This is a genomic window from Endozoicomonas gorgoniicola (assembly GCF_025562715.2).
GTDB classification, from domain to species: domain Bacteria; phylum Pseudomonadota; class Gammaproteobacteria; order Pseudomonadales; family Endozoicomonadaceae; genus Endozoicomonas_A; species Endozoicomonas_A gorgoniicola.
In genome coordinates, this window is the sequence record NZ_JAPFCC010000001.1 from 3,983,895 (window position 1) to 4,008,561 (window position 24,667).

At 48.4% G+C, this 24,667-nt stretch carries 18 protein-coding genes; 11 read left to right on the forward strand and 7 right to left on the reverse strand.

Going from position 1 to position 24,667, the window contains the following annotated elements:
• Positions 1–15 precede the first annotated feature (15 nt).
• The gene (locus NX722_RS18145) at positions 16–300 is read right to left on the reverse strand and encodes an IS1-like element transposase (RefSeq protein WP_262564263.1); all 285 of its coding nucleotides are present in this window, start codon (positions 298–300) and stop codon (positions 16–18) included.
• Between the two features lie 111 nt (positions 301–411).
• On the opposite strand from NX722_RS18145, the gene NX722_RS18150 reads away from it, so the two are divergent.
• Complete coding sequence (locus NX722_RS18150) at positions 412–960, forward strand: hypothetical protein (protein WP_262564264.1); 549 nt, start codon at positions 412–414, stop codon at positions 958–960.
• A 123-nt stretch (positions 961–1,083) separates the two neighbouring features.
• Here NX722_RS18150 and NX722_RS29105 read toward each other — a convergent pair whose 3' ends face one another.
• The 3 genes from NX722_RS29105 to NX722_RS18160 form a co-directional block, all read right to left on the reverse strand.
• Positions 1,084–1,314, reverse strand: a complete 231-nt coding sequence (locus NX722_RS29105) for a DUF7683 domain-containing protein (RefSeq protein WP_456077465.1) — start codon at positions 1,312–1,314, stop codon at positions 1,084–1,086.
• A 5-nt stretch (positions 1,315–1,319) separates the two neighbouring features.
• On the reverse strand, positions 1,320–3,572 hold the full coding sequence (locus tag NX722_RS18155) for a colicin E3/pyocin S6 family cytotoxin (protein WP_262564266.1): 2,253 nt from the start codon (positions 3,570–3,572) through the stop codon (positions 1,320–1,322).
• Positions 3,573–3,748: 176 nt separating this feature from the next.
• Positions 3,749–3,901, reverse strand: coding sequence for a hypothetical protein (locus tag NX722_RS18160; protein WP_262564267.1), 153 nt, complete (start codon positions 3,899–3,901; stop codon positions 3,749–3,751).
• Between the two features lie 16 nt (positions 3,902–3,917).
• On the opposite strand from NX722_RS18160, the gene mads2 reads away from it, so the two are divergent.
• Genes mads2 through mads8 form a run of 5 tightly spaced genes read left to right on the forward strand, consistent with a single transcriptional unit; the run spans position 3,918 to position 13,801 of the window.
• Positions 3,918–5,594, forward strand: coding sequence for a methylation-associated defense system DNA methyltransferase MAD2 (mads2, locus tag NX722_RS18165; protein ID WP_262564268.1), 1,677 nt, complete (start codon positions 3,918–3,920; stop codon positions 5,592–5,594).
• On the forward strand, positions 5,591–7,009 hold the full coding sequence (gene mads5 / locus NX722_RS18170; protein WP_262564269.1) for a methylation-associated defense system restriction endonuclease subunit S MAD5: 1,419 nt from the start codon (positions 5,591–5,593) through the stop codon (positions 7,007–7,009). Before mads2 ends, mads5 begins: the two co-directional genes overlap by 4 nt.
• Positions 7,009–11,148, forward strand: coding sequence for a methylation-associated defense system protein kinase MAD6 (mads6, locus tag NX722_RS18175; protein WP_262564270.1), 4,140 nt, complete (start codon positions 7,009–7,011; stop codon positions 11,146–11,148). The genes mads5 and mads6 overlap by 1 nt, the downstream gene beginning before the upstream one ends.
• Entirely contained in the window at positions 11,148–12,827 is a 1,680-nt protein-coding gene (gene mads7 / locus NX722_RS18180) for a methylation-associated defense system protein MAD7 (RefSeq protein WP_262564271.1), read from the forward strand. The genes mads6 and mads7 overlap by 1 nt, the downstream gene beginning before the upstream one ends.
• Positions 12,824–13,801 carry a methylation-associated defense system ATP-binding protein MAD8 gene (gene mads8 / locus NX722_RS18185; protein ID WP_262564272.1) on the forward strand — a complete coding sequence of 326 codons (978 nt, stop codon included), beginning with the start codon at positions 12,824–12,826 and terminating at the stop codon, positions 13,799–13,801. The genes mads7 and mads8 overlap by 4 nt, the downstream gene beginning before the upstream one ends.
• 201 nt (positions 13,802–14,002) lie before the next feature.
• On the opposite strand, the gene NX722_RS18190 is transcribed toward mads8, so the two are convergent.
• The gene (locus tag NX722_RS18190; protein ID WP_262563762.1) at positions 14,003–15,403 is read right to left on the reverse strand and encodes an IS1380 family transposase; all 1,401 of its coding nucleotides are present in this window, start codon (positions 15,401–15,403) and stop codon (positions 14,003–14,005) included.
• Between the two features lie 35 nt (positions 15,404–15,438).
• On the opposite strand from NX722_RS18190, the gene NX722_RS18195 reads away from it, so the two are divergent.
• Complete coding sequence (locus NX722_RS18195) at positions 15,439–16,221, forward strand: hypothetical protein (protein ID WP_262564273.1); 783 nt, start codon at positions 15,439–15,441, stop codon at positions 16,219–16,221.
• Positions 16,184–17,473: a hypothetical protein gene (locus tag NX722_RS18200; RefSeq protein WP_262564274.1), complete on the forward strand. Its 1,290-nt coding sequence runs from the start codon at positions 16,184–16,186 to the stop codon at positions 17,471–17,473. The genes NX722_RS18195 and NX722_RS18200 overlap by 38 nt, the downstream gene beginning before the upstream one ends.
• Here the strand turns inward: NX722_RS18200 and istB (NX722_RS18205) are convergent.
• Both istB (NX722_RS18205) and istA (NX722_RS18210) read right to left on the reverse strand, forming a co-directional pair.
• The gene (gene istB / locus NX722_RS18205; RefSeq protein ID WP_262564275.1) at positions 17,470–18,225 is read right to left on the reverse strand and encodes an IS21-like element helper ATPase IstB; all 756 of its coding nucleotides are present in this window, start codon (positions 18,223–18,225) and stop codon (positions 17,470–17,472) included. The two genes, NX722_RS18200 and istB (NX722_RS18205), sit on opposite strands and share 4 nt — an antisense overlap.
• Positions 18,226–18,244: 19 nt before the next feature.
• Positions 18,245–19,783, reverse strand: coding sequence for an IS21 family transposase (gene istA / locus NX722_RS18210; protein ID WP_262564276.1), 1,539 nt, complete (start codon positions 19,781–19,783; stop codon positions 18,245–18,247).
• Positions 19,784–19,874: 91 nt separating this feature from the next.
• Here istA (NX722_RS18210) and NX722_RS18215 point away from each other — a divergent pair, with 91 nt between their 5' ends.
• From NX722_RS18215 to istB (NX722_RS18225), 3 genes are all read left to right on the forward strand, one after another.
• Positions 19,875–22,094: a hypothetical protein gene (locus NX722_RS18215; RefSeq protein ID WP_262564277.1), complete on the forward strand. Its 2,220-nt coding sequence runs from the start codon at positions 19,875–19,877 to the stop codon at positions 22,092–22,094.
• Positions 22,095–22,347: 253 nt separating this feature from the next.
• A complete protein-coding gene (istA, locus tag NX722_RS18220) occupies positions 22,348–23,880 on the forward strand; it encodes an IS21 family transposase (protein ID WP_407648010.1) in 1,533 nt (510 codons plus the stop codon).
• Between the two features lie 10 nt (positions 23,881–23,890).
• Positions 23,891–24,646 carry an IS21-like element helper ATPase IstB gene (istB, locus tag NX722_RS18225; protein ID WP_262568692.1) on the forward strand — a complete coding sequence of 252 codons (756 nt, stop codon included), beginning with the start codon at positions 23,891–23,893 and terminating at the stop codon, positions 24,644–24,646.
• Positions 24,647–24,667 lie beyond the last annotated feature (21 nt).

Consider the following 24,667-nt stretch of genomic DNA (forward strand, 5'->3'; position numbering starts at 1 on the left):
TTGGATTAACTTGAACTAAGCCTTTCTCTTTTTTTTTAATGTGTTTATTACTGTTTTTTTATTAATTCCCAAAACCCTGCTTGTATCCCTGATGCCGCCACCATTAATTGCCATATCGACGACTTTTTCTTTAACGCCTGGCTCATAAGCTTTATACCGGTACTCAAGCATAAAGGACTTGGTTTCACATTCAGCATTACAGCAAAAGTAGCGAGGAACATTATGAACACTGTAACCAAAGCTTTTAACGTCATTACCGCCACATTTCGGGCAGTGAACTGGCGTGGAGCACATTTTCATATCGCACCATGACAAATACGGCATACGCCGTATTTTAGCAAACAACTACAAAATATCAGGTTTACCCCACTACCCGTTGATGAAGCCCATGACCTGCATGGCAAAACACTAGTGGCATTGAAACGACTGATTGAAGTCATGCAGGGAGGCGGTGGTGTTTTATCCATTGTTCTTGCCGGTCATCCCAAACTGTCGAACGACCTGAAACGTCCCACAATGGAAGAAATAGGAGCCAGAGCAACAACCTTTATTCTTGACGGTATCCAGAAGCAGAAGAAAGAGTACATCGACTATTTGTTCAAACAGTGCCTGAAGCCAAAAGTAAAAATGGAGTCGATTATAAAGCCCGATGCTATCGACTTCCTTGCCAGTCAGCTGTCAACACCTTTGCAGATTCACCAGTATCTCAACTTGGCTCTGACTGAAGGCTACCGTGCAGGTATCAAGCCTGTGACTGAAGACCTGGTGAAGTCGGTTCTGGCTTTTGATTTGAACGGCAGAGAAGCACAATTGATCAGGCAGGGTTATGACCCTCGTACTCTGGCAGAAGCTCTGGATATCAAGGTTAAGGAAGCCCGTAGCTTCATCAAAGGTGGTCTGAATGGCTCTCGCCGAGATGAGATCATGGACGGCATCAAGACTCTTGGAATAGTTCTGTAAGACCAGTAGACCGTTGTAGCGTTTGCTGCACAAGGGCTAACGCTTATTTTCAATGATTGTGAGCATAGCCGGATTCTTATTTTCAGTTAATGTGAGCAGGAAACGACCTCTGTTTTCAAGCGCCTACACATACTGTTCAAGGAAGTAACAGTATTGATCGAAGTTAAACTCAATCCCAAAAAATCGTTGGAAAAATGCAGCCTTTTCTTCGTCAATTGGATAACAGTAGTACATTGGGTCCTCGCTTGGGCGCCCAAAAAGGCTTTGCATTTTAGATAGAGGAACACCCGAAAGAGGAAATTCGTTAATCAACTTTTCAGTTTCATTACTAAAACAGGTTACTCGAAATTCCATAGTTATTAAGGCTCCACTCGTCGTGTGCTGTCTGCTTTCTTTAGAGGCTTGCCAGTATTAGGGTCATACTCACCTAAGTGTTTACCACGCTTGTCGTATTTCTCAATAGAGCCATGCTGGTAATCCCATTCATAAATATTACCCTTACTGTCCTTCCAACGTGCCCTGACCTGACCACCACCTTGGACGGGGGTTTTCCGTTTTTCACGAGTAGCATCTGGATAAGCTTTCAATTTTTCTGGAGCTGGGACATAACCACTAATCCCCTGATAATCATGATCTTCCCGCCCATCATAATGCTCCTGCCACTCCTTATGCCGGGCCTCCACACTGTCCGGATGCCAACCGTCTTTCTTCAAAGCCGGTGATGGTACTCGTGTCAGCTCCGCCAGTGCCTTAACCCTGGCAACCGGCACCAGCACCGACAGCACCTTCCCAGCCCCCAGTATACGAACCCGGGTGGGTTCGTCCAGTTTGTGCCACAGGGCGCTGGCCAGATTACCGGTGCTGTCGTCAATAAACTCAACCGTTGCATCCGTCACAGTAGCGATGTGGCTCAGGGCATTGAGTATCTGACGGGTTTCCTCCGGGAAATAGTCGTAGGAGATTCTGACCAGGTTTTCTGTAGTTCGTTCAATCCCAAGTGTTACAGGATCTTCACCCCGGCCCAGTAATTCCAGTGCGGTGAGCAGCTCGTTGCTCTGGGCATGGGAACTGCGTGCGCCTTTCAGGGTTTGAATCGTTTCCTTTATATCGTTAATCCAGTTTTTAACGACAGTCGTATCCGTCCCCATGGGGAGAACGGGCAGTAACTCGCCAGTTAAAAATTTCAGCAGGTTCTGCCAGTACTCAATTTTTTCCGGGCGTGTCAGCAGCACTGACCGGTGCTTTTCAAACCGGGCAAACATTGCATCGGCTTTTGCTTCTGCTGCTCGCCTCTCCCGAGCTTCTCTTGCGACCTTTTCAAGATATTCCGGACCTATCTCAAGGGCGACCACGGTAGGGGTCGGGCTGAGAGTGAAGGTCTGAGTCATCTGGGTGAGATAGCCGGTTTCACTCTCATACCTTTTGCCATTAGATGACCAGGTGACCCAGGAAACCATTTCTACAGGAAAAACAGTGGTTGATATTCGCCCGTAGTGTTGAGTAAACCCTTCTGCTATAACCTTTTTGCTCACTGCCTGGATTCTGTTTCTGTTTCTTGAAAGCGTTGCTACTTTTTTTGTGCTTGTGGGTTTTATGGTTGTGGGGTTTGTAGCTGTAGGTTTAATCGCTCCTTGGTTTTGCCGACTATCCACTTTGATCACACCATTGACGACGGCAAGGCTTCTGCTTTCCCACTCAATAGCGTCCAGCCAGCCACTTCGCCATAGCTGCTCAGCAGCCCCTTGTTCTTCCGGTGTCAGATCCTTTTTGTCGAGAAGCTGAAGTACCAGAGCCTGTTTGTCAGCAGGCATGATGCTCTTGCCCACCTGCTCCCCGGAACGGAATTCATCACCACGGCCACGACGGGAATCATGACTGCTGGCAAATCGGTGAAACCGGGCCATATGTTCCCTGACCTGTCGGGTGGGATGGTAAGGTGTTGCACCGCCTGGCCTGATTACCACGGCGGGGCCTCCGCCACGGTCACGCATTACACTGGCTCCCGCACTTGGCAGGCCAAAAGCGCCACTGTCCTGATTAGTGGTTTCCAGACAGGGAGCGGGATAGCGTAGGAGGGTTAGTTCTTCCAGATGAGAGTCGAAAACCTGCCCCTCCAGCCATTCCTGCCAGAACTGCTCTCCCTTCCACAACCCTCCTCCCGGAGTCAGTCGTAACCACTCCCTGGCAAGCCAGTGAAGAAGACGGTTGCTTTGCTGTTTTTCCAGCGCTTTGTGCCACACTTCCCACTGAGCATCAAACGACGACTCTCTTACAAAAAAATTCAAGACATAACGGAAAAGAGAGTCTGGAAAGGATGACTCTTCAATAGAACAATCCAGCAGTGAATGCTGAAACTGTTGAACCTGTATCAGCCATGAATAAGAGAAATTACCCGCAAGGATATCAATAAAGGTTCTGGAGTTTTGCCCCGTCAGCGCCAAATATGCGGGTGCATGAAGAGAAAATTTAACGTCGTCATACAGGTTTTCAATAATCAGTGCTTCGAGATCAGTCGCATTGCGATCACTAGATTCTGAAACTGAGCTGGCACTACTTGAACTCGCCAGCAACAGTGCAAGAGTCAACCTGATCAGTAAGCCTGTACAACTCATGTCAGAACCGTGATTTCAGAAAAAAAGAAGGATAGACGAGTTTTTTTGTAAAGAGCTGATGACCCGGGCGAGGCTGAGCCAAGTGGAGATAAGGCTATTAAGTGTTCACCTAATACTTACTAAAAAAGATCACAAAAAAGCTGTACCTACTGCTACACAAGGGCTAACGCTTATTTTCAATGATTGTGAGCAGAACTGGCTGTTTTCGGCTTGTTTTCAATGATTGTGGTTTCATTATCAATGATTGTGAGCACAAGCAGATTCTTATTTTCAATGATTGTGAGCAGGAAATGCTCTCTGTTTTCAAGCAGAGCCTGTTTTGTTTTCAAGCGGCTACACCTAGCGATGAGTGAAGCGCCTGCAAGCTGTAAATATGGCCTGTGGACAAACGGTCTGGATTTTTTCTTCTTTCAGAAAATAGTTGAGCGTTTCGACGTTAAGTTCAATCCTCTCGGCCATTGGCCGCCAGCTGATGGCACTATCGGCACCAAGGATGTTCACTCTGATGCGAAACTGCGTAAAGCCGACCCGGATATGCTGCGTACTGCTTTCCGCCGTTGTCATAACTTTATTCACGGTAATGAGGGGATGCCTAAGGATGCTGCCTTCTGGCAGTTCCTGCGCCTGATTTACTGCAAAATGTACGACGAAGGGAAGAATCAGGCTGAGCGCCGTTTCTATGCAGGTTATATCCCTCGTGAAAGAAACGGTAAAACTGAATACATCGACGAACAGTTTGACGACGAAGGTCGCCAAAAGATTCGTGAGCGTATCTTTTTACTGTTTGAGGATGTAAAAAAAGCCTATTCCAACTTGTTTGATGGCACTGAGAAAATCACCCTTTCTGAACGGGCTCTGGCCTTTATGGTGGCAGAACTGGGCAAATACGATATGCGTCGCGCCGATGTAGATGCCAAAGGTGCCGCTTATCAGGAAATTGTTGGTACCAATCTACGTGGTGACCGTGGCCAGTACTTTACGCCACGTTCAGCTATCAAGCTGGTTGTGGAAATGCTGGATCCTCAGGAGAATGAGAAAATTCTCGACCCGTCCTGTGGTACCGGCGGCTTCCTGGTGGAATCTGTAAATCATCAGCTTCGCCGTTTTCGTAAAGAAGATCAGGAACCGGAAGATACTGAAGAGTTTCTGTCTGAACTTCAGCGCATCAAAGAATATGTGGCTGAAAATGTCTTCGGTGCCGACTTCGACCCCTTCCTGGTAAAAGCAACGTCCATGAATATGACCATGGCGGCAAACGATCCGGGTAATCTGTTCCATATGGATTCTCTGTCCTTCCCTAAAGGACACCTGTCTGGCGTTAAAGAAGCCAACAGCATGATTCCCTTTGGCTCCATCGATGTATTGATGACCAACCCTCCTTTTGGTTCAGATATCCCAATTACTGACCCTGCTGTGCTGGGTGAATTTAACCTGGCAGGCAAATGGGATAAAAATAAAGAAACCGGTGTAATCAGTCGTGGCAATGGTTTTCAAAAAGCTGTGGCACCGGAGGTGTTGTTTATTGAGCGTGCTATCAAATGGCTGAAGCCGGGCGGTCGAGCAGGCATCGTTTTGCCTGATGGTATTCTGGGTAATCCTGGTGATGAATATATTCGCAAATGGATTCTCCGCCATTGCTGGGTACTGGCCAGTGTTGACCTGCCGGTAGAGACCTTCATTGCCGAAGCTAATGTAAACATTCTGACTAGTCTGCTGTTCCTGAAGAAAAAGACTCAGGAAGAGATTCAGGCAGAAGACCTGGGCCAGGAAACTGACTATCCAGTTTTTATGGCTGTGGCAGAAAAAGTAGGCGTTGACCGCCGTGGTAACACTCTCTACAAGCGTGGCCCAGACGGGGAAGAGCTGCTCAAAGACGTTACAGAGGTCGAGCAAGTCCGTGTTAAAGGTAAAATGGTTGAACGAACCTTGCATCGTAAGGAAAAAATTCTCGACAATGATCTGGTCGAAATCGGCAAGGCATACCGTAAGTTCCGTGAAGAAAACTTGGAGCCAGGTGTATGAAAATCAAAACTGTACCTCGCTCTTGGTTTGATGAGACTGGTCTCCGCTTTGATAGTAATCCATATATTGGTGGAGCTATTGAAACAAGAGTTGAAATTAATTCATGTCCATACCCTAAGCAGCGATTGGATGAACTTACTCGTGGTGGGTATTCAGGTATTGTCCATGCAGGAAGGATAAAAAGACATTGGGTTGATGACCCAGAGTATGGCTTACCCTTTCTTTCAGGCAGGGATATATTGCAATTTGACTATTCGAACTTACGTTTAATCAGAAAAAAATCAGCCATTGATAACCCCAAACTTAAGTTGAGTTCTGGGGCTACCCTGATCACTAGAGCAGGAACGGTTGGTAAAATGGCTTATGCTAGGCCAGACATGGAAGGTTTAGCGTGTACTGAAGATGTTTTACGAGTTGTACCCGATGAAGACAAAATTCACTCAGGATATTTGTATGCATATTTGAACAGTAAGTATGGGATTCCTCTCATTCTTGCCGGCACATATGGTGCGATTATTCAACATATCGAACCTCCTCACATTTGTGACCTCCCTGTTCCCAGGTTAGGAGCCAGAGTAGAACAAGCTATTCATGAGTTAGTTGAAAAAGCTGCTAACAATCTCTCTGAATATCAGGAGCTAATCAATGAGGCGTCTTCCTTAGTTTTTACAACTTTAGGTTTAGAAAATATTTCTGCGTATGACTGGCGCTCTAACAAAAAGAAAGATTTTGGCTTTGTAGTACAGAGTTCAAATCTTGAGATCATGCGTGGCTGGAATCATTCAGAACGCTTGTCTTCTTTAAAGCAAAATATACGCTCTGTTAGACACTCAGAATTAAAAGACGTAATTGATCTTGACTGGTTACGCTGGCGAGTAATGTTTAAGCGCATAGATGCAGATAAAGAGCACGGCATTGAAGTGATGACCCAAAAAACCCTCTTTCAACTATTTCCTGAAGGTCGTTGGGTCAGTAAAGAATATCTATTGAACCATTCTCCACGATTTAAGGTTCCTGATGAAACAATCTTGATTGCAAAGCAGGGTACTCTTGGAGAGCAAGAGGTCTACTGCAGAAGTGAGTTTATTACGGGAGAACGTACGCTAGAAAGGGCGTATTCAGATCATTGTATGAGGGTTGTTGCCATACCTGAAAAAATTGATGCTGGCTACCTTTTTGCTTTTCTGCGTTCTCAGACAGGTTTCCGGCTCTTACGGGGTTTATCTGAAGGTTCGAAACAGCAGGATCTTCATTGGCGTATGGTGCCCACTCTTCCTATTCCTAGGTGCGGGGGAGACAAAGAAAAAGAAATTGGTGATAAGGTTCGGAAAGCCTATAGGCTCAAGAACGAAGCCATACAATTATTTACTCAAGCCCGGAATAAGGTAGAGGAAACCATCGAAGGAGCGAAGTAATGGCCAAGGTGATCCCCGGCGGTGGTGAACCCGTCAATGAAGCAGAACGTCTTGCCATACGGTACTTGCGAGATGAACTGCCCGATGATTATCTGCTGATGCATAATTTTGAAATTCAGCGGGGGCGGGATAAGTTTGAGGTCGATCTGGCGGTATTTACCCCTCACGCCATCTATATGGTGGATGTGAAGGGAACCCGGGGTTTGATCGATGTTTATGGCAATAAATGGTATCCGCAGGGGCGGCAATCGTTTACCTCGCCGCTGCTTAAGCTGCGTGGACATGCCAAAACCCTGAAGGGGATCATCACGGACGGTCACCCTGACCGTCCGGAGCTTCGGCAGATTTATGTAGACGCAACCATATTGCTGACTCATAAAAATGTTGAGTTCAAAGACCCTCAGGATCGAGATTCAGCCAATGTTACAACCCTGAAAGAAGCCAAACGCTTTTTCTGTGACAGTAGTCGTATTGCTCACTGGGCGGAACGTAATATTCGGCCTCACTTTAATCTGGTGGGTAAAGCCTTGCTTGGTGTTGCCAAAAAACGAATTGGTCCTCTTCAGTTTGGTAACTGGGAGGTTCTTGAGCGTTTAGGCGGTGGGGAAGGCTATACCGAATATCGGGCTTTTCATGTACTTGCCGGTCAGAAGGCAGGAACAGCCATTATTAAAGCCTATGAAGCCGACCCTTATCTGCCGGAGCAGGAAAGACAGAAACAGCTGCGATTAATTGCAAACGGGTTTCGGGCACTTACCTGTTTACCAACTCATCCGAGTATTGCCGGTAGCCGGGAGTTCTTCACGAATGAAGATGAAAGCTGTTATTACCTGGTGATCGATGATTTACCTGGGCAGGCATTACGATTGTATTTGGATAAGCCCAATCTGGCATTAACCCTGGATCAGAAGTTTCGTATAGCCAAAGATCTGCTTTCAGCCCTGAGCCATGCTCATACCCATGGCGTGGTACACCGTAACCTTACTCCCGGCACATTACTTCTGGCTAAGGATGGCAAGATTCGTCTGGTCGGCTTTGACTTTGCCCGAAGCGGCAATGGCAGCAGTGACACCATTGCAGGAGAGCTGACAGAAGCTCTGGAAACCAGTTGGCAGGCACCGGAAGTATACAGCGATCCAGCCAAGGCCAGTCCTGAGTCTGATGTATTCACCGCTGGCTTGATTCTGTATGAGCTGTTTACCGGCGAACAGGCTTTTGCCAGCAGCACAGAACTGTTTGACCAAAGTGCGGAGTTTTCTCCAGCCCCTTCAAAGTTGCGCCGGGACTTACCAGAAGGGTTTGACCTTTGGCTGCAAACCCTGTGTGCCTTCAAACCGGAAGATCGCCCTACCGCAAAAGTGGCGAATCAGGCACTTGAAAAACTGTTAGCACCACCTGAATCCACTGAAGTCATTAAAATTGAAACAGAGACAAAGCCGGAAACAATAACACCGGAACAGGAAGCAAAGCCCGAAGAGTTCGATTTTCATAACCTGAAGCAGGGTGACACCCTGAACCGTAAGTTTATGGTTCAAAGCAAGCTGGGCAAAGGCCAGTTTGGTGTAGTGTATAAAGTGATTGATACGCTTGGCGATGTCACCCGTGCCATCAAGCTGATTCTTAATGATCGTCACTCTACCCTGAATCGCTTAAAGAAAGAGTACAAACTGTTGCTCCGTCTACCCGATCACCCCCATGTGGTTAAGGTAGTTGATGCAGCGTATCTGACCCCAGGCAATATTCCTTTTCTGGTATTTGAATATCTTGAAGGTCAGGATGTGGCTGCCATGGTAGAAAAAGAGGCTTTTTCGCCTGAGGATGTTCTGTCACTGGCCAAACAAACGGCTGAAGGCCTGGCGCACCTGCATAAAAACACGGTTTTCCATTGTGATATCAAACCGGGCAACCTGCTCTGGACCCGTGGCGGCGTGAAGATTATCGATTTTAATGTGTCTGTCGATGCCTCCCATGGGATGAAACAGGGGGGCGGCACTCGTCGTTATATTCCACCCGATATTGATCTGGATATGCCTCCACAGTCCAGCGACCTGGCTGATCGTGATCTGTATGCTTTGGGCATTACTCTGTATCAGGTATTAACAGGGCGTTACCCATGGGAAGCTTCTGCGCCACCACCGGCCACACCTGCAAAAGACCCACGGGAGATCAATGGTTTTGATGAACTCGCCCCTGAATTTGCCGGATTACTGTTAAAAGCGATCAGTCCAAAAAGAGCGGATCGTTTTGCATCTTGCTCAGAACTGGTGGAAGGCCTGGGCAAGATTAAACAGGCTCGACGCATCAAAGCCGATGATTCCTCCACAGCCAGCTGGAAGGCTCTGGGTGGTGGCTCTGGTGACAATATCAACCCCTATGTCGGACACCTGCTGACACTTTACAGCCAAAGCCCTCATAGCAATGCTGGTACTCGTGGTCTGGATGCTTTTGCAGAAAAACTTTATGTCGATACGGTTCTTGACCGTGAACTGCTACCTGCAGTGCTAAATGGTGATTTTAAACTGGTGCTGATTACCGGTAATGCCGGTGATGGTAAAACCGCTTTCCTGCAAATGCTGGAAGCAGAAGCTAATAATCGCAAAGCACAATTTTCTGCACCACTACCAAATGGCAAACGGTTTAAGCTGGGACAACAGAATTACCTCACCAACTATGATGGCAGTCAGGACGAAGGTGACCAGGATAACCAACAGGTTCTGGATGATTTCTTTGCTCCCTTTACTGGCGACGATGGAGAGAAATGGTCTGCTGGTGAGACTCGTCTGATCGCTATTAACGAAGGGCGATTAATTGACTATCTGACTACTGAGAAGACCCGTTTCAATCGATTAGGACAGATCGTTCACACAGGACTTGAGACAGGTGAAGAGCTGGACGGAGTTGCCGTTGTAAACCTGAATCAACGCAGTGTTACTGCTCAGCTAAATGACAGTAACCACGAAGGATCAATCCTGAAGCGGCTGATAGGCCGAATGACCCACGAAAAACTCTGGCAGGCTTGTGAAGGGTGTTCCCTGAAAGATAAGTGTTATGCCTACCACAATGCCCGCACATTCCAGGATGAAACCGCAGCTACTAAAGTGATTGAACGGCTGGAGACGCTCTATGACCTGAACCAGTTGCAGGACAGACAGCACATTACTTTAAGGGACCTGCGCTCAGCGTTAACTTATATGCTGGTTGGTACCCGGAACTGTCAGCAGATTCAGGAGCTCTATAAATCGGGTGACCGGGAAACCATTATTCAGTCCTACTACTTCAACAGTTGGCAAGGCGGTGACTTACCCAACAAGGATCGTCTGCTCAGTCAGCTGAAAACCGTAGACATTGCTCAGGCTCCTGACCCTAAGCTGGATCGTGGACTGGATTTTGTTGCCCCTGCGCTCTCTCAAGGAAGCTTTGGCTTCGAACAGCGCGGGCATTACGATCTGGATATTCTTGCCAGACTTTATGATGACCTGCCCAGAGATTACAACGGCAAAGCCACCCAACACCGTTTTCAGGCACACCAGCAATTTGTTGCCATTGCCAAACGTCGTTACTTCTTTGAACGCCGTGATGACCAGTGGCGCACCATGCTGCCATACAGTTCAGCGGTCAGCATGATTCAGTTATTGAAGCAGGAAAGCTCTCTGGACATTGCTTTAGGCAAGGTGCTGCACGCCATCAACCGTGGTGAAGGTTTAACCGATGCCCGTCGTTTAGGCGACAATCTGGCTCTGCAGGTGCGGCAGGTTGATAAAGGCACTGTTCGCAGCTATCGCCTGTTTTCAGCGGATCAGTTTGCTCTGGCTATTCGCCATGCAGGCCAGAAAAACCGTTTTGTGGAAAATCAGCCGCAGGGGCTGACGCTTCAGTATAAAGGAGCATCCGGTACTCAGGCAGAACTGGTTATCAACCTTGATGTGTTTGAAATGTTAATGCGCCTGAATGAGGGCTATCGCCCCAGTGTGGAAGAGTTGCAAGGGTACTATCTTAACCTGTCGATATTCAAAAACCTGTTGAATTCAGAGCCCTATCAGGAAGTGTTATTGACTACCACAGGGCATGATTTCTATCGGGTTGCCCGCAGTGATGACGGTCGTCTGGATATGAGCCTACTCGGGGAAGGAGCGGCGTAATGGCACTAAGCAGAAGAGATAAAGAGTTCCGCCTCACTCGAATTACCTATGTTGATTTCAAACATCTGGAAATGGATCGGGTGTTAACAGCGTTTTTTGCCCGGTTGTTTCATGATGGCTATACCAGTCGCATCAACCGCAAATTTGAACTGACTACCGAAGCTTTTGTCGAAGAGTTTCTGGAGCACCCGGAGTGGTTCAAGGGTTTTGATAAGCATCCTGACATTCTAAGTCGCTGGGTTGAAACCCATTTAATGGATGTAGTAAATCGAGGCAAGGCAAAACAGGCTATCGCTTCACCCCGGCCATTGCATGGTTATACCTATCGTTTCCGGAATCCCAAGCATTCCAGAGATTACGGTGCAGCACAGCATCTCTATGAACTGTTGAACCATGCACGCAATGGTTCTGGTCATAATGCACTTGAGCATTTGAAGTCGTTTTTCTTTCCAGATAAAGACCCGGTTACCGGAAGTACACAGGCGAGCAGCACCATTGATGTGGAAACACAGGCACTGCTGCGCTTTCTTGAACAGGTAAGCGATGCGCCGGATCAGCGCCAGCGGGATAGTTATAAACCATTGTGTATCGGCTCGGCAGACCTGTTGGCTGAAGATATCCAGCGACTGCTGTTTTACCGGAATTTTATCCCCAGAACAGTGATGGTTGATTATCTTAAATCCCTGATTGGATTTCATCTGGCACTGTACCATCTCAGATTAATGAAACTGTTACCTGCTCTGGTAAAGAAAGAAAGCGGTGATCCAACCTGTGCAGCCTGCCCTATGGCGCCAAGGGATTATGATAATCCTCAGGGAGACTGCCCTTACAAGGTTGGGTTGTTCCTTGATTTGACTGGCAATCCGGAGTCTGATGTTGCAAGGCTGGCAGAACGCAGCGCTGATGTGCATTTCCGTCGAATTCCAGCCTTCGTCAAAGCTTATATCACCACTAAAAAGCTGGATGAATTTACCCAGGGGCTGGTGAAAAAAGGCAAGATTAACAAACCGGATAGAGGTCACTTTTCCGTTGATGAGCTGGTGAAATTTCAGCAGCAGCCTCATAGCACCGAACGCAATATGTTTTTTGGTCAGAGAGTCAGTGCCCTGATTCAGGATTCACAGGAAAATGCACAGGCGGACCTGGACCCTGAAATACAGGCGGTCGTTGACCTCGGCTTGCCAGAATATGAAAGCTATATCGAAATGCTGGTCGCTGTTATGGGCAAGGGGCATAAGCGTTACATTACTGAATGCCTTGACTCCCTGATGATGAAAAATCGTTCCGGAGCCATACTGGCTCAACAGCGATCCAGAAATGCCCCCAGACGTTTTGTTCTTGATAGCCGCCTGTTGGAGGTCTTGTTGCAAATTGCAGTGTTAAAACCGGGTGGAAGCAAAGGTTACCACACTGGTGAAATGCGAATTGATGACCTGCTTGGTTTTCTGCGCAAACGCTATGGCTTGTATATAGACCGCTTACCTTCAGGTGACGGCTTCTCTGCAGCGACTATTTCTGATCGACAGGCTCTGCGTACCAATGAAGCAGCGTTCCGATCCCGACTTCGTGAAGTAGGCTTTTATCGTGATCTTTCAGACGCATATATCACACAGACCATTACCCCAAGATACAAAATTACAGCTGGCAGTGAAACACCTGTTGTAGGAGGTGGAGTATGACGCAAGGACTGCGAAGTCTGCAGGCCCATGATCTGGCAGCAGAGCTGGAACAAACACTGTTTCCCCATTTGGTGGAAATCGTAAAATCCAGAGCTGATGGTCATTGCATGCGGGTGTCTGATCTGGATGATGTCCTGATGATCCGACTGGGAACTCGCCTTCAAGCAGAAGTGCCGAATGCACAGATAGCATTGCTGGTGAATAAAAGCAGCTCTGCTGTGCCTGAGTCTCTGGGAGTTACCAGTACCAAACTGGTGGAAATGCGTAACCCCCATGCGGATGGCTCGCAGCGCCCCCCTCTTCTTGTTTTTGTACCCAGTGATTTGCGAGCTGCAGCGGAAGATTCTTTTGGCATTGCAACCTTTGAAGAAATTCCGGTTGGGAATATCTACAAAACGCTGAAAAGACAGTTATTACAAAAATTGCCGGGCAACTTTAAAGGTCCAGTTGGTGAACTCATTAAACGACTGACAGAAGGCGATAACCCATGGATTTTTGCCGATGATTTTGCAGTTGTACGTTTTTTGTTAACCGCCAAAATTAACGGTTTTGATGGCGAGGCTATTGGTGCATCCCTGTATGAGCTTGGATTGATACCTGATTTTAAGCTGCTGACAGAGCCTGAAAAGGCTCCTAACAAAATCAATCGCAACCGGGAATGCGTTGAAACTATCACCTGGTCAGATAAATCTGAACGAGGCAGGGCCTTAGAACTCGGTTTGACTGAAAAAGCATTTCGGGCTCAGGTCGCTGAGTTTCTGGTCGAGACAGGTGTCGAAAACCCAAAACACTGGACTCATAAGATTATTCTGGATCGAAGCTGCTGGCAGTTTGCTTTTAATCACTGGGTATTTGAAGACTCAAAGGATATTGATTCTGTTCATATCTTTGATGTGTCTACCAATCTGCCAGTAGTTGCGGAGGATGAAAAAGACCCAAAGCTCAGTCAACTAGCCCGAATATTTCATAAATGAGCAACAAGTTCCGGAAAAAACATCCCATTCTGATTTTTTCGGAGGTCTGTTGCTCTACTGTCCATGAAAAAGGTATTACAACCCGAACTCACCATTAATTCGGATGTTTTTTGATCAGCACCTGCTTTTTCAGGACAACAGAATTCCCCAACACTCTTTCTGTTGGTCGCTATTTTATTCTGATTGAGTTTATGAAGCTGACTATCCCGGTCGAGGCAGCGGCATTGAATAAAAGACTTCGGTTATATGCTGCAAAAGCCCTTTTATTGGACAGCTGCGGGGCAAGTGAAGTTTGATTCGGTCTTTATACTCAACCACTTTAACCGCGACCTTACAAAGTTTTGTGATCACGGTTGATGGCTGTGCCTTTTCCAGCTCCGTACCTTTCAGTGCCTTGGTTCTCAGCTCATAGTGAAGAACATAAGCAGCGCAGGCGTAAAACATTCTCAGGTGATTTGCCAGAAAGCCCTGATCTGACAAGCGATCACCGGACAAATCACTTTTCAGATGCTTAATGAAGTTCTCATCCTGCCCTCTGGGACAATAAAGGTCTTCATATATTTCCTCGGGGGAAGCCTCCATCATCGAAGTCACAATAAAGCGGGGATTGTCGCCTTTCTGGTTGACCTCTGCCTTATAGATTATCCGGGTGTCCAGCCCTTTCCAGCTTTTTGCCTGATAGTCCGTTTCTCCGTAGAGCCTGAGTCGCTCAGGCTCTGGCATGTTGTTCAGTTTTGCCAGCCCGGTTTTAACGTCGAGAGCTTTCCGCGCTTCATCCAGCAACTCTTTGGCTTTAGGTCGCAAGGCCGTCTTGTGTCCTGCGCCTTTTCCCAGCACGTAGTCGGAGTGAGGGTCATCCTGAACAACCTGCATTAACTCTGGTTGGGCAAAGTGGCTATCCCCACGAACCAGTAAATGGGTTTTCGGCCATCTTGTACGGATCAGCTTAATGAGGCGCTGGAGAATAGCTGCATTCTCTCGGCCTGTGGGTGTTTTTCCAGGACGCAGGATCGAAGTGATCAGCTTGCCGCTGAGCCCCTCAAAGATCATTAAGGGCAAGTAACAGTAGTCTTGATATTTGGCGTTGAACAGGTTCATCTGCTGGCCGCCATGGGTGATAGCAGGCGTATGATCCAGGTCGATAATGATGGCTAATGGCGGGTATTCATAACTGCTGATGAAGTGATCAGCCAGTGCTTTGGTCATATTATAAATATCCCGTTTGGTCATGGACTGACCAAGCCTTGTATACGTTGGAGCGGAAGCCAGATGGTTATCATCGTCCAGTGGGTTTCTTCCATTGGCAAGCTTAAAGATTGGGTCTTTACGCAGATGGTTGCTGTCGTTTGCATCTTCATAACCACAGGCCATTTGCAGAACTCTTTGGGCAATGAGTTCTTGCAGGGTGTGGTCGATGTAGGATTGATGACGTTTATCGTCAATGCCGTCAGTCAGCCTGGATATGATACCGCTGTGAAGCATTGTTTCACGTAGCATCAGGGCGCCAAAATCAGAGGATAATTCTCCGCCATTGAAGTCTGCCCGGATAGTTTTTCCGTTGGAGGGGTGAAAACGAAGCTGTTCTTGTGTAAATTTGTTCATGGCAAGTTCCGGTTTGCTTCTTCCGAAGCATTTTTTTGGTCGACCCAATTATATCAAGTGATTGGGCGGAACTTGCCTCTTTTTATGAAATATCCGGGCTAGTTGGGCAACAATACCTTCCATTGGGCAAAGGCGGGCTGAAGAAGTTTAACAGCATTTTCAATGTTGATCCCCAGCCCTCAAGAATAGAAGGGCTGAGCAAATTTGTTCTGCAGGTAATATCTCGCGATCACGGACCTGTTGGACTTGTACGCAGTAAAGCTGTTTGGAAAACCAAAAAAACCGATGCCAATGTTGCTTTTACCCGCTTGGGTAAAATTGACTGGGAAGAAGGTTGGCATTTTATTCGGGTTCTGGCGCAAACAGAAGACGGTGATCTGATTCCTCTTATAGATGAAAACGGCAAACCACTTCCGTGGGCTGCGGATGATGATGCCCCTGTCACACGCATCAACGAAAGCGATCTGTTTTATGTGCTGCCCGATACCGAAGTTGAGGTAGAACCAGAACAAAGGGCTGTGCAAAAAGAAGATAGCCTGATGCATGCCTGGTTCCGACTGCAGTTCTCTGCTCTGATTGATGAACGCGATTACGAGCGCGTTACTCCTCAGAGTGTGGACTGGCATGAATCATCCAGTAAAACCCGATCCAATAATGATCTGATTGAGCTGCGATTTGGTCGTGAAGGCACATTAAATGTGCCAGTCTCAAAAGCCCTGAAACAATTGGAACAAAAAATACTTGCAGCTCCGGAAGGTCCTCTGGGCTGGCATATGCCTGTTGTGCACTGGAATCAGTGCGAAGTGGCCGGAAAATGATCTTGCTGATGAATTTTTACAGGCTAGGGCTCGCTATTTTGAGGCTCTACGTGCTGAACCAAAAGAACTGATTACTCAAGCTGCTGACCTGGTTGCTCTTCGCCCCTTAATTTCAGAGTATTCGGACAACTATTGTCGTCTATTGCAAAACTGCCTGCATTTGGCTGACAGTCGTGATGCTGGGGTAGCACAGCAGGCTCTGCTGGACTTACGCCATCTTTCCGCTTTGGACTCAGTTCAGATTGTTATTAAAGACCACCGTGGTCACAGACGGGAATCTGTACTGGTATCCCCTACACATCCTCTCAGGGCATTGTGGCTTTCAGGCTGGTCGGTAATGGGACAAAACTGGCTGAAGAAGACTGCTAAAGCCAGAGTGCATGCTGTATCGGCAAGAGATGCCCTGCTTCGAAATCTGGCTCCGATTGGTTATCCACCGGTTTTGCCAACCAATGATGGTTCATTACTTACAGCTGTAGATAACCTTAATCCTTTCTGGACTCTCTACGCACCGGCTCATGAACCTGACCCTCGGGGACTAATCGGGCAAGTATGTGAAGCGATGGGGTTACCGGAACCGGATGTAGGAGGAGCCAGTATTGATGGGAAATACCTTGCTACAAGAGTGCAGCGTTATTTAATCCAGCATCCTTATGTGCAAACGTTGGTGATAAATGCGTTTAATACTGGACGTTCTGTAGCACTTGCCAATATGTTACTGCAACTGCAAAAGCAAAAAGCCTTTGCCCATATTCGTTATGATATCCGATTGTTTGTGCAGGATGCCGATGCTCCCGGCGTAGGCGAAAACCTGATAGAACTCCTGTCTCCTCTGGCTAATACCAAAGTTGGCGAAGCTGATGCCTTTTCAACTACCAGTGGTAACCACTTAAAACCTAAACTTGGATTAGCAATAAAGCCTCTTTCTGAATACAGGTACAACCCAGAGCAATACTCTGCCCATTTGTCATTACTTTTTGATGTATTTCCTGCTCAGGAAGTAGGGGCAGTTGAAGCCTCTGCTAAAGAAGGTTACGCCCCCGTTCATGGACTGATTCAGGACTTCAGGGTTCGATACACCGATGAAGATGAAATCATTGCATGGAGTCGTTATCCCAAGCATGGCCGCGCTCTTGATTTAATGGGTATTCCAGCGCATTCGGCCACCCATTCCGGTAACATCCGGCCACCTGTTCCAGTGTATCCGGCCACCCCTTTTCGGAGCGTAGCGACGCATCGGATAGCAGCTTAGGACGTAAGTTCTGACTTTGCCAGTTTTGACTGTTTCTTGCGCAGGGAGTCACCCTTAAGTGGCACCCGGTGAGCGTTGTGAATCAGCCTGTCCAGAATGGCATCTGCCAGTGTTGGATCACCGATCAATTCATGCCAGTGATCTACCGGCATCTGACTGGTGACCAGGGTGCTTTTTACATTGTGCCGGTCTTCTACTATTTCCAACAGGTCACGCCGCTGGCTTTCTGTCAGAGGTGATAGACCCCAGTCGTCTAAAAGAAGAAGGTCAGTTTTTGCCAGTGCTGTCATCAGTTTCACATAGCGACCGTCAGCCCTTGCCAGGTTCAGATCTTGCAGTAATCTCGGCAGCCTGAGGTACTGCACTGTGTACCCATCCCGGCAGGCCTTCTGTGCCATTGCACAGGCCAGCCAGGTTTTTCCTACACCCGTCGGCCCTGTAATGATCACGTTCTGATGCTCCCGTATCCAGTGGCTGGATAACAACTGCTGTATCTGGTCTCGTTTAAGACCACGGGGGTGACGATAGTCTATGTCTTCCATGCAGGCATCATGACGTAGTCGTGCTTTTTTAAGCCGTGTTTTTAAACGCCGGTTATCCCTTGCGGTCATCTCACGGTCAATCATTAAGCCGAGCCGTTCATCGAACGACAACTGCTCTATATCCGGACTTTTAAGCTGCTCATCTAATGCTTCGAGCATACCGGTAAGTTTCAGAACCTGAAGCTTTTCCATCGTAGGGTTCATTAACATTTTTATTCTCCTGCCGTCGTTAGTTAAAGTAGTCTGAACCCCGAAGGTTCTCGTGCTCATCAGGCAACACCGTCTCTGGCTCCAGTTCCGGAAGCGGTTGCTGATCGAGGTTGTGCTTCAGGATTGACTCTATGCTCCGGTAAGTGCAGGTTTCTGCATAAAGTGCACGACGACAGGCGTTTTCAAGTCGGTCGTTACCGTAGCCTTTGGCTAAACGGATGATGCCCTGACAACTTCGGTAACTCAGCTCAGGATAACGCCGTGTTGCAAGGACGCGTTGGATGACGGCTGCGGTTTCAGGTCCGATTTTTGCCGCCCAGCTTTGCATTCGTTCTGGTGTCCACTCGGCATATTTACGGTGCTTTTCCGGCATGTGGCTGGCTTGAGTAGTATGCCTGCCCTTATGCTGCGAACGGCGGTGGCTGGCGACTCTCTGCCCCTTATAGAAGCACTCAATCGTCTGACTGGTCATGCGTACACTTAATTGCTTTTTGACCAGCTGATAAGGGACTGAGTAGTAGTGTTTGTCGACCTCTACGTGGTAGTCAATATGTACTCGTGCCTCCTTCCATTCTGCGTATTGATAACGCATTTCAGGCAGTGGGCGCAGTGAAGGCTTATCGAGAGAATCAAACAATGAACGACGACTACCGGACAGTTTCTGGAACGGTTGGTTATTCAGTTCTGTCAGTAACCCTGCAATAGCCTCATTGAGTGAAGCCAGGGAGAAGAATGTCTGGTGGCGTAAACGCGCCAGTATCCACCGTTCAACTATCTGAACAGCAGACTCGACCTTACCTTTATCTTTTGGAGATCGGACCCGGGCGGGTACGACAGCGACATTATAATGTTCGGCCAGGTCTTGATAAGTAGGATTGATCTCAGGCTCATAACGATGAGGATGCTTCACGCCACTTTTCAGGTTATCCGGCACCAGGTTATTGGGTACTCCACCCAGGTATTCAAAGGTACGCACGTGAGAGCCTATCCAGTCTGGCAAAGACTGAGATAATGTAGCTTCTACATAGGTGTAACTGGAGGCACCAAGCGTCGCAATAAACACCTGCGCCTGCTGAACCTCTCCTGTGTGCTGATTAACGACAGGAACCGTCTGTCCGGCGTAATCGATGAACAGCTTGTCGCCTGCAATATGATTTTGGCGCATAACAACATCAAGGTGCGTTCGCCACTCTCTATAGCGGTCACTGAACCAACTGTACTGATAGCCTTCAGGATGGTTGGTCTTGTATTCCTGCCAGAGCACCATAAGGGTGACACCGGGCTTGCGAAGTTCCTGATGAATTTCGCTCCAGTCTGGCAAGGCCAGTTGGCGCTTTGAAGCAGGTGGCTGAACGGGAAACAGTTGTTGATCCAGTGTCGTCTCATCCAGATTAGATGACAAAGGCCATTCCAGCCCGGAGGCAGCAAACCGGTTAAGGTAATCACTGACGGTTGCTCTGGAAATATTGCAGCTACTGGCAATCTTCCGGATGCTGAGTTGGTGCTCGAATTTGAGCCTGAGTACTTCACGAATTTTGCGCATGGGCAGTCTCTTCATGATGCTATCCACTCGTCCTTGAGGAGGTCTCAAGTTTGAGGGTAGCGGTGAATTATGGGACTGCGCCACTGGTCGGAAATGGGGTGGCCGGATGTACCGGAATCAGTGGCCGGATACTAACGGAATGGGTGGCCGGATGTTACCGGAATCGGTGGCCGGATGGCTCCGGAATACCCATTTAACAGATGCAGAAGAATTAACCGATTTGTTGACCGGTTTGCCTGCACTGATGTCAACGGCTATCGCTACCTCGGCAACAGGGAAAACTGGGATCAGATTGCGTCCTGAAGTCACTATGGCACTTAATACTGAGCATAAAGCTTTACTTCATCAGGTACACGAAAGCAGTGACTGGGTGATGACGGTTGATCGTAATCTGGGGATAGAGTTTTTTGACCATGGTCGTCTGGCTAGTAGGCCTGATTATCTGATTGACCACTCTCCTGATTCTACTGTTGGGCTGGGTCACAGGCTATTTATCACTTCTCGTTCCATCGCTGAGCTCGAAGCACTGCTAAAGCCAGTTCTTGAGCAGTACAACCTGAAGTCATCGCCAAACCATGTAGTGTCAGCTTTGGATCAACTGCGCTCTCTATCTGGCCGACTGGCACTGAAATTAATTTCTTCGCCAACACAGCGAGCAGAAGCAATGGGGCTGGCATTGGCCCGCATGTATCTTGAACATCAGGGGGTGTTTGAAAACCAGATTCTGGTGCCTCTGGATGCTCATTTGGAGCTATATCAGGTTCTGCAAAACCAGGCTGATGAACTGGGGAATGAAATAAGCTTCAAGAGGACTGATCTGGCATTGTTTGACCTTGATCCTGGCAGCAGAAAAATCATCTGTCGTTTGGTCGAGGTGAAGTGTTATTCAGATGTTGGTGATCTGGCTGCATACGCACAACTTAAAGACAGCATAACCGAACAGATTGCGGAAAGTGAGAGCGTACTGGCTCAACACTTTGATCCTCAACATAGTCAGGAAGACCGGCCTGATCGATTGATTAAGAATCAGGAACTGGTCAACCTGCTTGGTTTCTATCTGGATCGAACCCAGCGTTACGGTTCAATCTCTGAAGTTGCTTCTGAAGAGGCCCGCTTCTTCCTTGATACCATTGACGATGGTTATGAGCTGAATTTTACCCGCAGTGCTTTGATTTTTGATTTTGCCAAGCCTGGTACTGAACCTGCAGAGCTTGACTGCGGAATTGAGTTTCACCGGATTGGTTATGACTTAGTTCATGAGTTGGTTGATGCATCTGCTAGCTTATTGAGTGAAGGTATTGAAGAAGCTGACGATGCTGATATATCACCTGCTGACAGAAAGTCTGCAGAGCTGATTGTTAAACGTAATAAAGCTCCTTCTCTTCCTACCCTGGATGAGGCCGCCTTCTTGGGCATGCAACGTGAACGCACTGTGTCTTGGGATGAATATAAAGATTCCAGGAAGAATGAAATTGTCACAACAGCTGAAGGCAGTGAACAGACAATCCAACATACGGCCATAAAGGCAGACACAGAAAAAGATGTTCAACCTTCAGAGACACCTGAAGTAAGGCATGAGCCAAAACCAGTATCAGAGCCTAAAGAAACTGTAGAGTCTTCGAAAAAGCCTGAGCAAAAGCCTGAACCAGAGGTCGCGAAAGAGCCGATAACAGAGCAACCTGAGTTGCCTGAAAACGTGCCCGAAGTCTTTTCGGAGACTGTTACTACCGTTACTCAAGAAGATTCAGAGCTTGCATACGATGTGATGTTAGGAGTTAACGGAGAGTCCAGGCAATACGGCCTGTTAGGTGAAATTGCTGGCCGGAAAGTCGCTCTGGATCTTAATCATACTCACACCATCAGCCTGTTTGGTGTTCAGGGTGGCGGCAAGAGTTATACGTTGGGCACCGTTGTTGAAATGGCAACGGCTAAAATTCCTGCGATCAGCCAGCTGAAGAAGCCGTTATCTACAGTGATTTTCCATTACAGCCCAACTCAGGATTACAAACCTGAATTCACTTCAATGATCGCTGCTAACGATGATCAGAAGCAGCTGCAAATGCTTAAAGATCGCTATGGTGCTGAACCAGCGAAGCTGGAGGATGTTCTGCTTCTCACACCAATAGACAAGCTGGAGCAAAGAAAAGAAGAGTATCCTGGGATCGATGTTCATCCTCTAAAATTTGCTTCTTCTGAGCTGCAGGCTGGTCACTGGAAATTCCTGATGGGGGCAGTAGGGAATCAGGCTGCTTATATCCGACAAATGACCAATATCATGCGGAAGAACCGTAAAGCACTTACTCTTGCATATTCCGGCCTCCCGTGAACACCCACTCCGGTTTATCGTGAACGCCTATTCCGAAAAACCGTGAACACTTATTCCGCTCAATCGTGAACACTTTTTGCGAATTTCCGGAATCACTGTTCACAATGCCGGAATGAGTGTTCACGACACCGGAATGATTTCCGAAATGAACCAAAAACCTCTCCTTAAGCATTGATTTCATTCAACTTGTGCCGCTTTACCTAATTCCACAACAACAGGGAAAGCGGCTATGCCAAAGGAAAAGAGGTTATCAATGCGAAAAATTCGGGAAATTCTTCGACTTCGTTGTGAGTGCAAACTGTCTACCCGTCAGATATCTGCAAGCGTCAGGGTGAGTGTCGGTGCGGTCAGCAAATATCTGAAATTGTTTGAAATATCCGGGCTCTCCTGGCCTTTGCCGGACGACATGGACGACTCCGCGCTTATAAACCGGCTGTCTCCTGACACGCCGTCCCGTAAGCATCAGGGCTTTATTGATCCTGACTGGAGCGAGGTCCACAGCAGCCTTAAGCAAAAGGGCATGACCAAACAGCTGCTCTGGGAAGAGTACTGTGAGGTTTATCCCCACAATGCCTACAGCCACAGCCAGTTTTGCCATCGCTACAACGAATGGTGCAAAAAGCAGAAGCGCTCAATGCGCCAGCAGCACAAAGGCGGTGAAAAACTGTTTGTCGACTACGCAGGCCTGACGGTTCCCATTGTCAGCAAAGAGACCGGGGAGACAGCACCTGCACAGATATTCGTGGCGGTGCTGGGAGCCTCTAATTACACCTACGCAGACGCTTCCTGGACCCAGGGTTCGGTGGACTTTATTGGCTCACAGGTCAGGGCATTCCAGTTCTTTGGCGGAGTACCCGAGATGCTGGTGCCGGACAACCTGCGCAGTGCGGTCACCAAAGCCTGTCGCTATGACCCGGAAATTAACCGCAGTTACCAGCACATGGCGGAACACTTCGGCTGCTCCATCCTGCCGGCGCGTCCCTACAAGCCAAAAGACAAGGCCAAGGTAGAAGTCGGCGTACAACTGGTAGAGCGCTGGATTCTAATGCGCCTGCGTCATACGACGTTCTTCTCCCTTTCCGAACTGAACTGGGAAATACGACGCCTGCTGGAAGAGCTGAACAGCCGGCCATTCAAGCAGCTGCCCGGCTGCCGCCGCAGCCAGTTTGAACTGTTGGACAGGCCTGCGATGGCACCGCTGCCCAGGCAGGCCTTTGAGTACCTTGAGTTCAGGATGGCCAGGGTCAACATTGACTACCACGTTCAGTTCAGCAGCCACTATTACTCCGTGCCTCACCAGCTGGTGAGGGAGCAGGTGGAGATCCGTGGCAGTCACAACACTGTTCAGATTCTCTACAAGGGCAAGCCCGTAACCAGCCACGTCCGGCAATACTCAGAAGGAGGCTTCACCACCAAGCCGGAGCATATGCCTAAAAGTCACCAGAAACAGCAACAGTGGACACCGGGAAGACTGCTGCGCTGGGCACAGAAGCTGGGGCCGCAGGTTCTGAAATTTACCCGACAACTGTTGGACGACAAAAAGCATCAGGAGCAGGCTTACCGGGCCTGCCTGGGGCTATTAAACCTTGAGCGTGAGTACGGACAGAAGCGACTGAACGCTGCCTGTGACCGTGCGATCAAAACCGGAGGTCGCAGGGTAAGCAACGTACGCTCCATCCTGCAATCAGGGCTGGACAAGGTGCCTGTTGAGCAGCCACCGGAAAACGACAGCCAGCGAGTCACCATCAGCCATGAAAACATTCGTGGTGCAGGCTTTTACCGATGAGGAGCAGAACATGATTAACCAGACGATGACCCGGTTACGCAGTCTGCGGCTCAGCGGCATGGCCGAAGCCCTTGCCCTGCAGCAGGAGCAGCCCGGTACTTACGAAGGCCTTAGCTTCGAAGAACGTCTTGCCCTGCTGGTTGACCAGGAGGACGCAGACCGCAGCAACAAGCGGCTGGCCCGATTGCTCAGGGCGGCCCGGTTCAAGCTGTCAGCCACGATGGAAGGCATTGATTACGAACAGCCACGGGGCATAACGAAATCCCAAATGGCGACACTGGTCACCTGCGAGTGGCTTCGGCGAAAACAAAACCTCCTGATCACGGGTCCCTGCGGCACAGGGAAAAGCTGGTTGAGCTGTGCCTTCGGACACGGAGCTTGCCTGCGGGGGCTCAGTGTTCGTTACTTTCGCACCTCAAGGTTGCTGGAAGCTATGACCGTTGCCCACGGTGACGGCAGTTACAGCAAGCAACTGAAACAGCTGGCCAAAGTAAACCTGTTGATTCTGGACGACTGGGGACTGGAACCACTAAACCAGAGCCAGCGCACCGACCTGCTGGAAATCATGGACGACCGACACAACCAGAGCTCAACCATAGTGACCAGCCAGCTGCCAGTGTCGAAATGGCATGACAGCATCGGTGATGCCACCCTGGCAGACGCGATTCTGGATCGCCTGACCCACAACGCACACCGGATAGAACTTAAGGGAGAATCTATGAGAAAAATAAAAGCAAAACTGGATGATCGTGAACACCCAAGCTAAAAATTAAGAGAGGCAATGCTT

Excerpts from the sequence above, each read along its gene's own strand:
- mads2 (WP_262564268.1), top strand. The coding sequence starts at position 3,918 with ATGAGTGAAGCGCCTGCAAGCTGTAAATATGGCCTGTGGACAAACGGT.
- NX722_RS18155 (WP_262564266.1), bottom strand. The coding sequence starts at position 3,572 with ATGAGTTGTACAGGCTTACTGATCAGGTTGACTCTTGCACTGTTGCTG.
- istA (WP_407648010.1), top strand. The coding sequence starts at position 22,348 with ATGCGAAAAATTCGGGAAATTCTTCGACTTCGTTGTGAGTGCAAACTG.
- NX722_RS18145 (WP_262564263.1), bottom strand. The coding sequence starts at position 300 with ATGAAAATGTGCTCCACGCCAGTTCACTGCCCGAAATGTGGCGGTAAT.
- istA (WP_262564276.1), bottom strand. The coding sequence starts at position 19,783 with ATGAAGAGACTGCCCATGCGCAAAATTCGTGAAGTACTCAGGCTCAAA.
- istB (WP_262564275.1), bottom strand. The coding sequence starts at position 18,225 with ATGTTAATGAACCCTACGATGGAAAAGCTTCAGGTTCTGAAACTTACC.
- mads8 (WP_262564272.1), top strand. The coding sequence starts at position 12,824 with ATGACGCAAGGACTGCGAAGTCTGCAGGCCCATGATCTGGCAGCAGAG.
- NX722_RS18190 (WP_262563762.1), bottom strand. The coding sequence starts at position 15,403 with ATGAACAAATTTACACAAGAACAGCTTCGTTTTCACCCCTCCAACGGA.
- mads7 (WP_262564271.1), top strand. The coding sequence starts at position 11,148 with ATGGCACTAAGCAGAAGAGATAAAGAGTTCCGCCTCACTCGAATTACC.
- NX722_RS29105 (WP_456077465.1), bottom strand. The coding sequence starts at position 1,314 with ATGGAATTTCGAGTAACCTGTTTTAGTAATGAAACTGAAAAGTTGATT.
- mads5 (WP_262564269.1), top strand. The coding sequence starts at position 5,591 with ATGAAAATCAAAACTGTACCTCGCTCTTGGTTTGATGAGACTGGTCTC.
- mads6 (WP_262564270.1), top strand. The coding sequence starts at position 7,009 with ATGGCCAAGGTGATCCCCGGCGGTGGTGAACCCGTCAATGAAGCAGAA.
- istB (WP_262568692.1), top strand. The coding sequence starts at position 23,891 with ATGATTAACCAGACGATGACCCGGTTACGCAGTCTGCGGCTCAGCGGC.
- NX722_RS18215 (WP_262564277.1), top strand. The coding sequence starts at position 19,875 with ATGTACCGGAATCAGTGGCCGGATACTAACGGAATGGGTGGCCGGATG.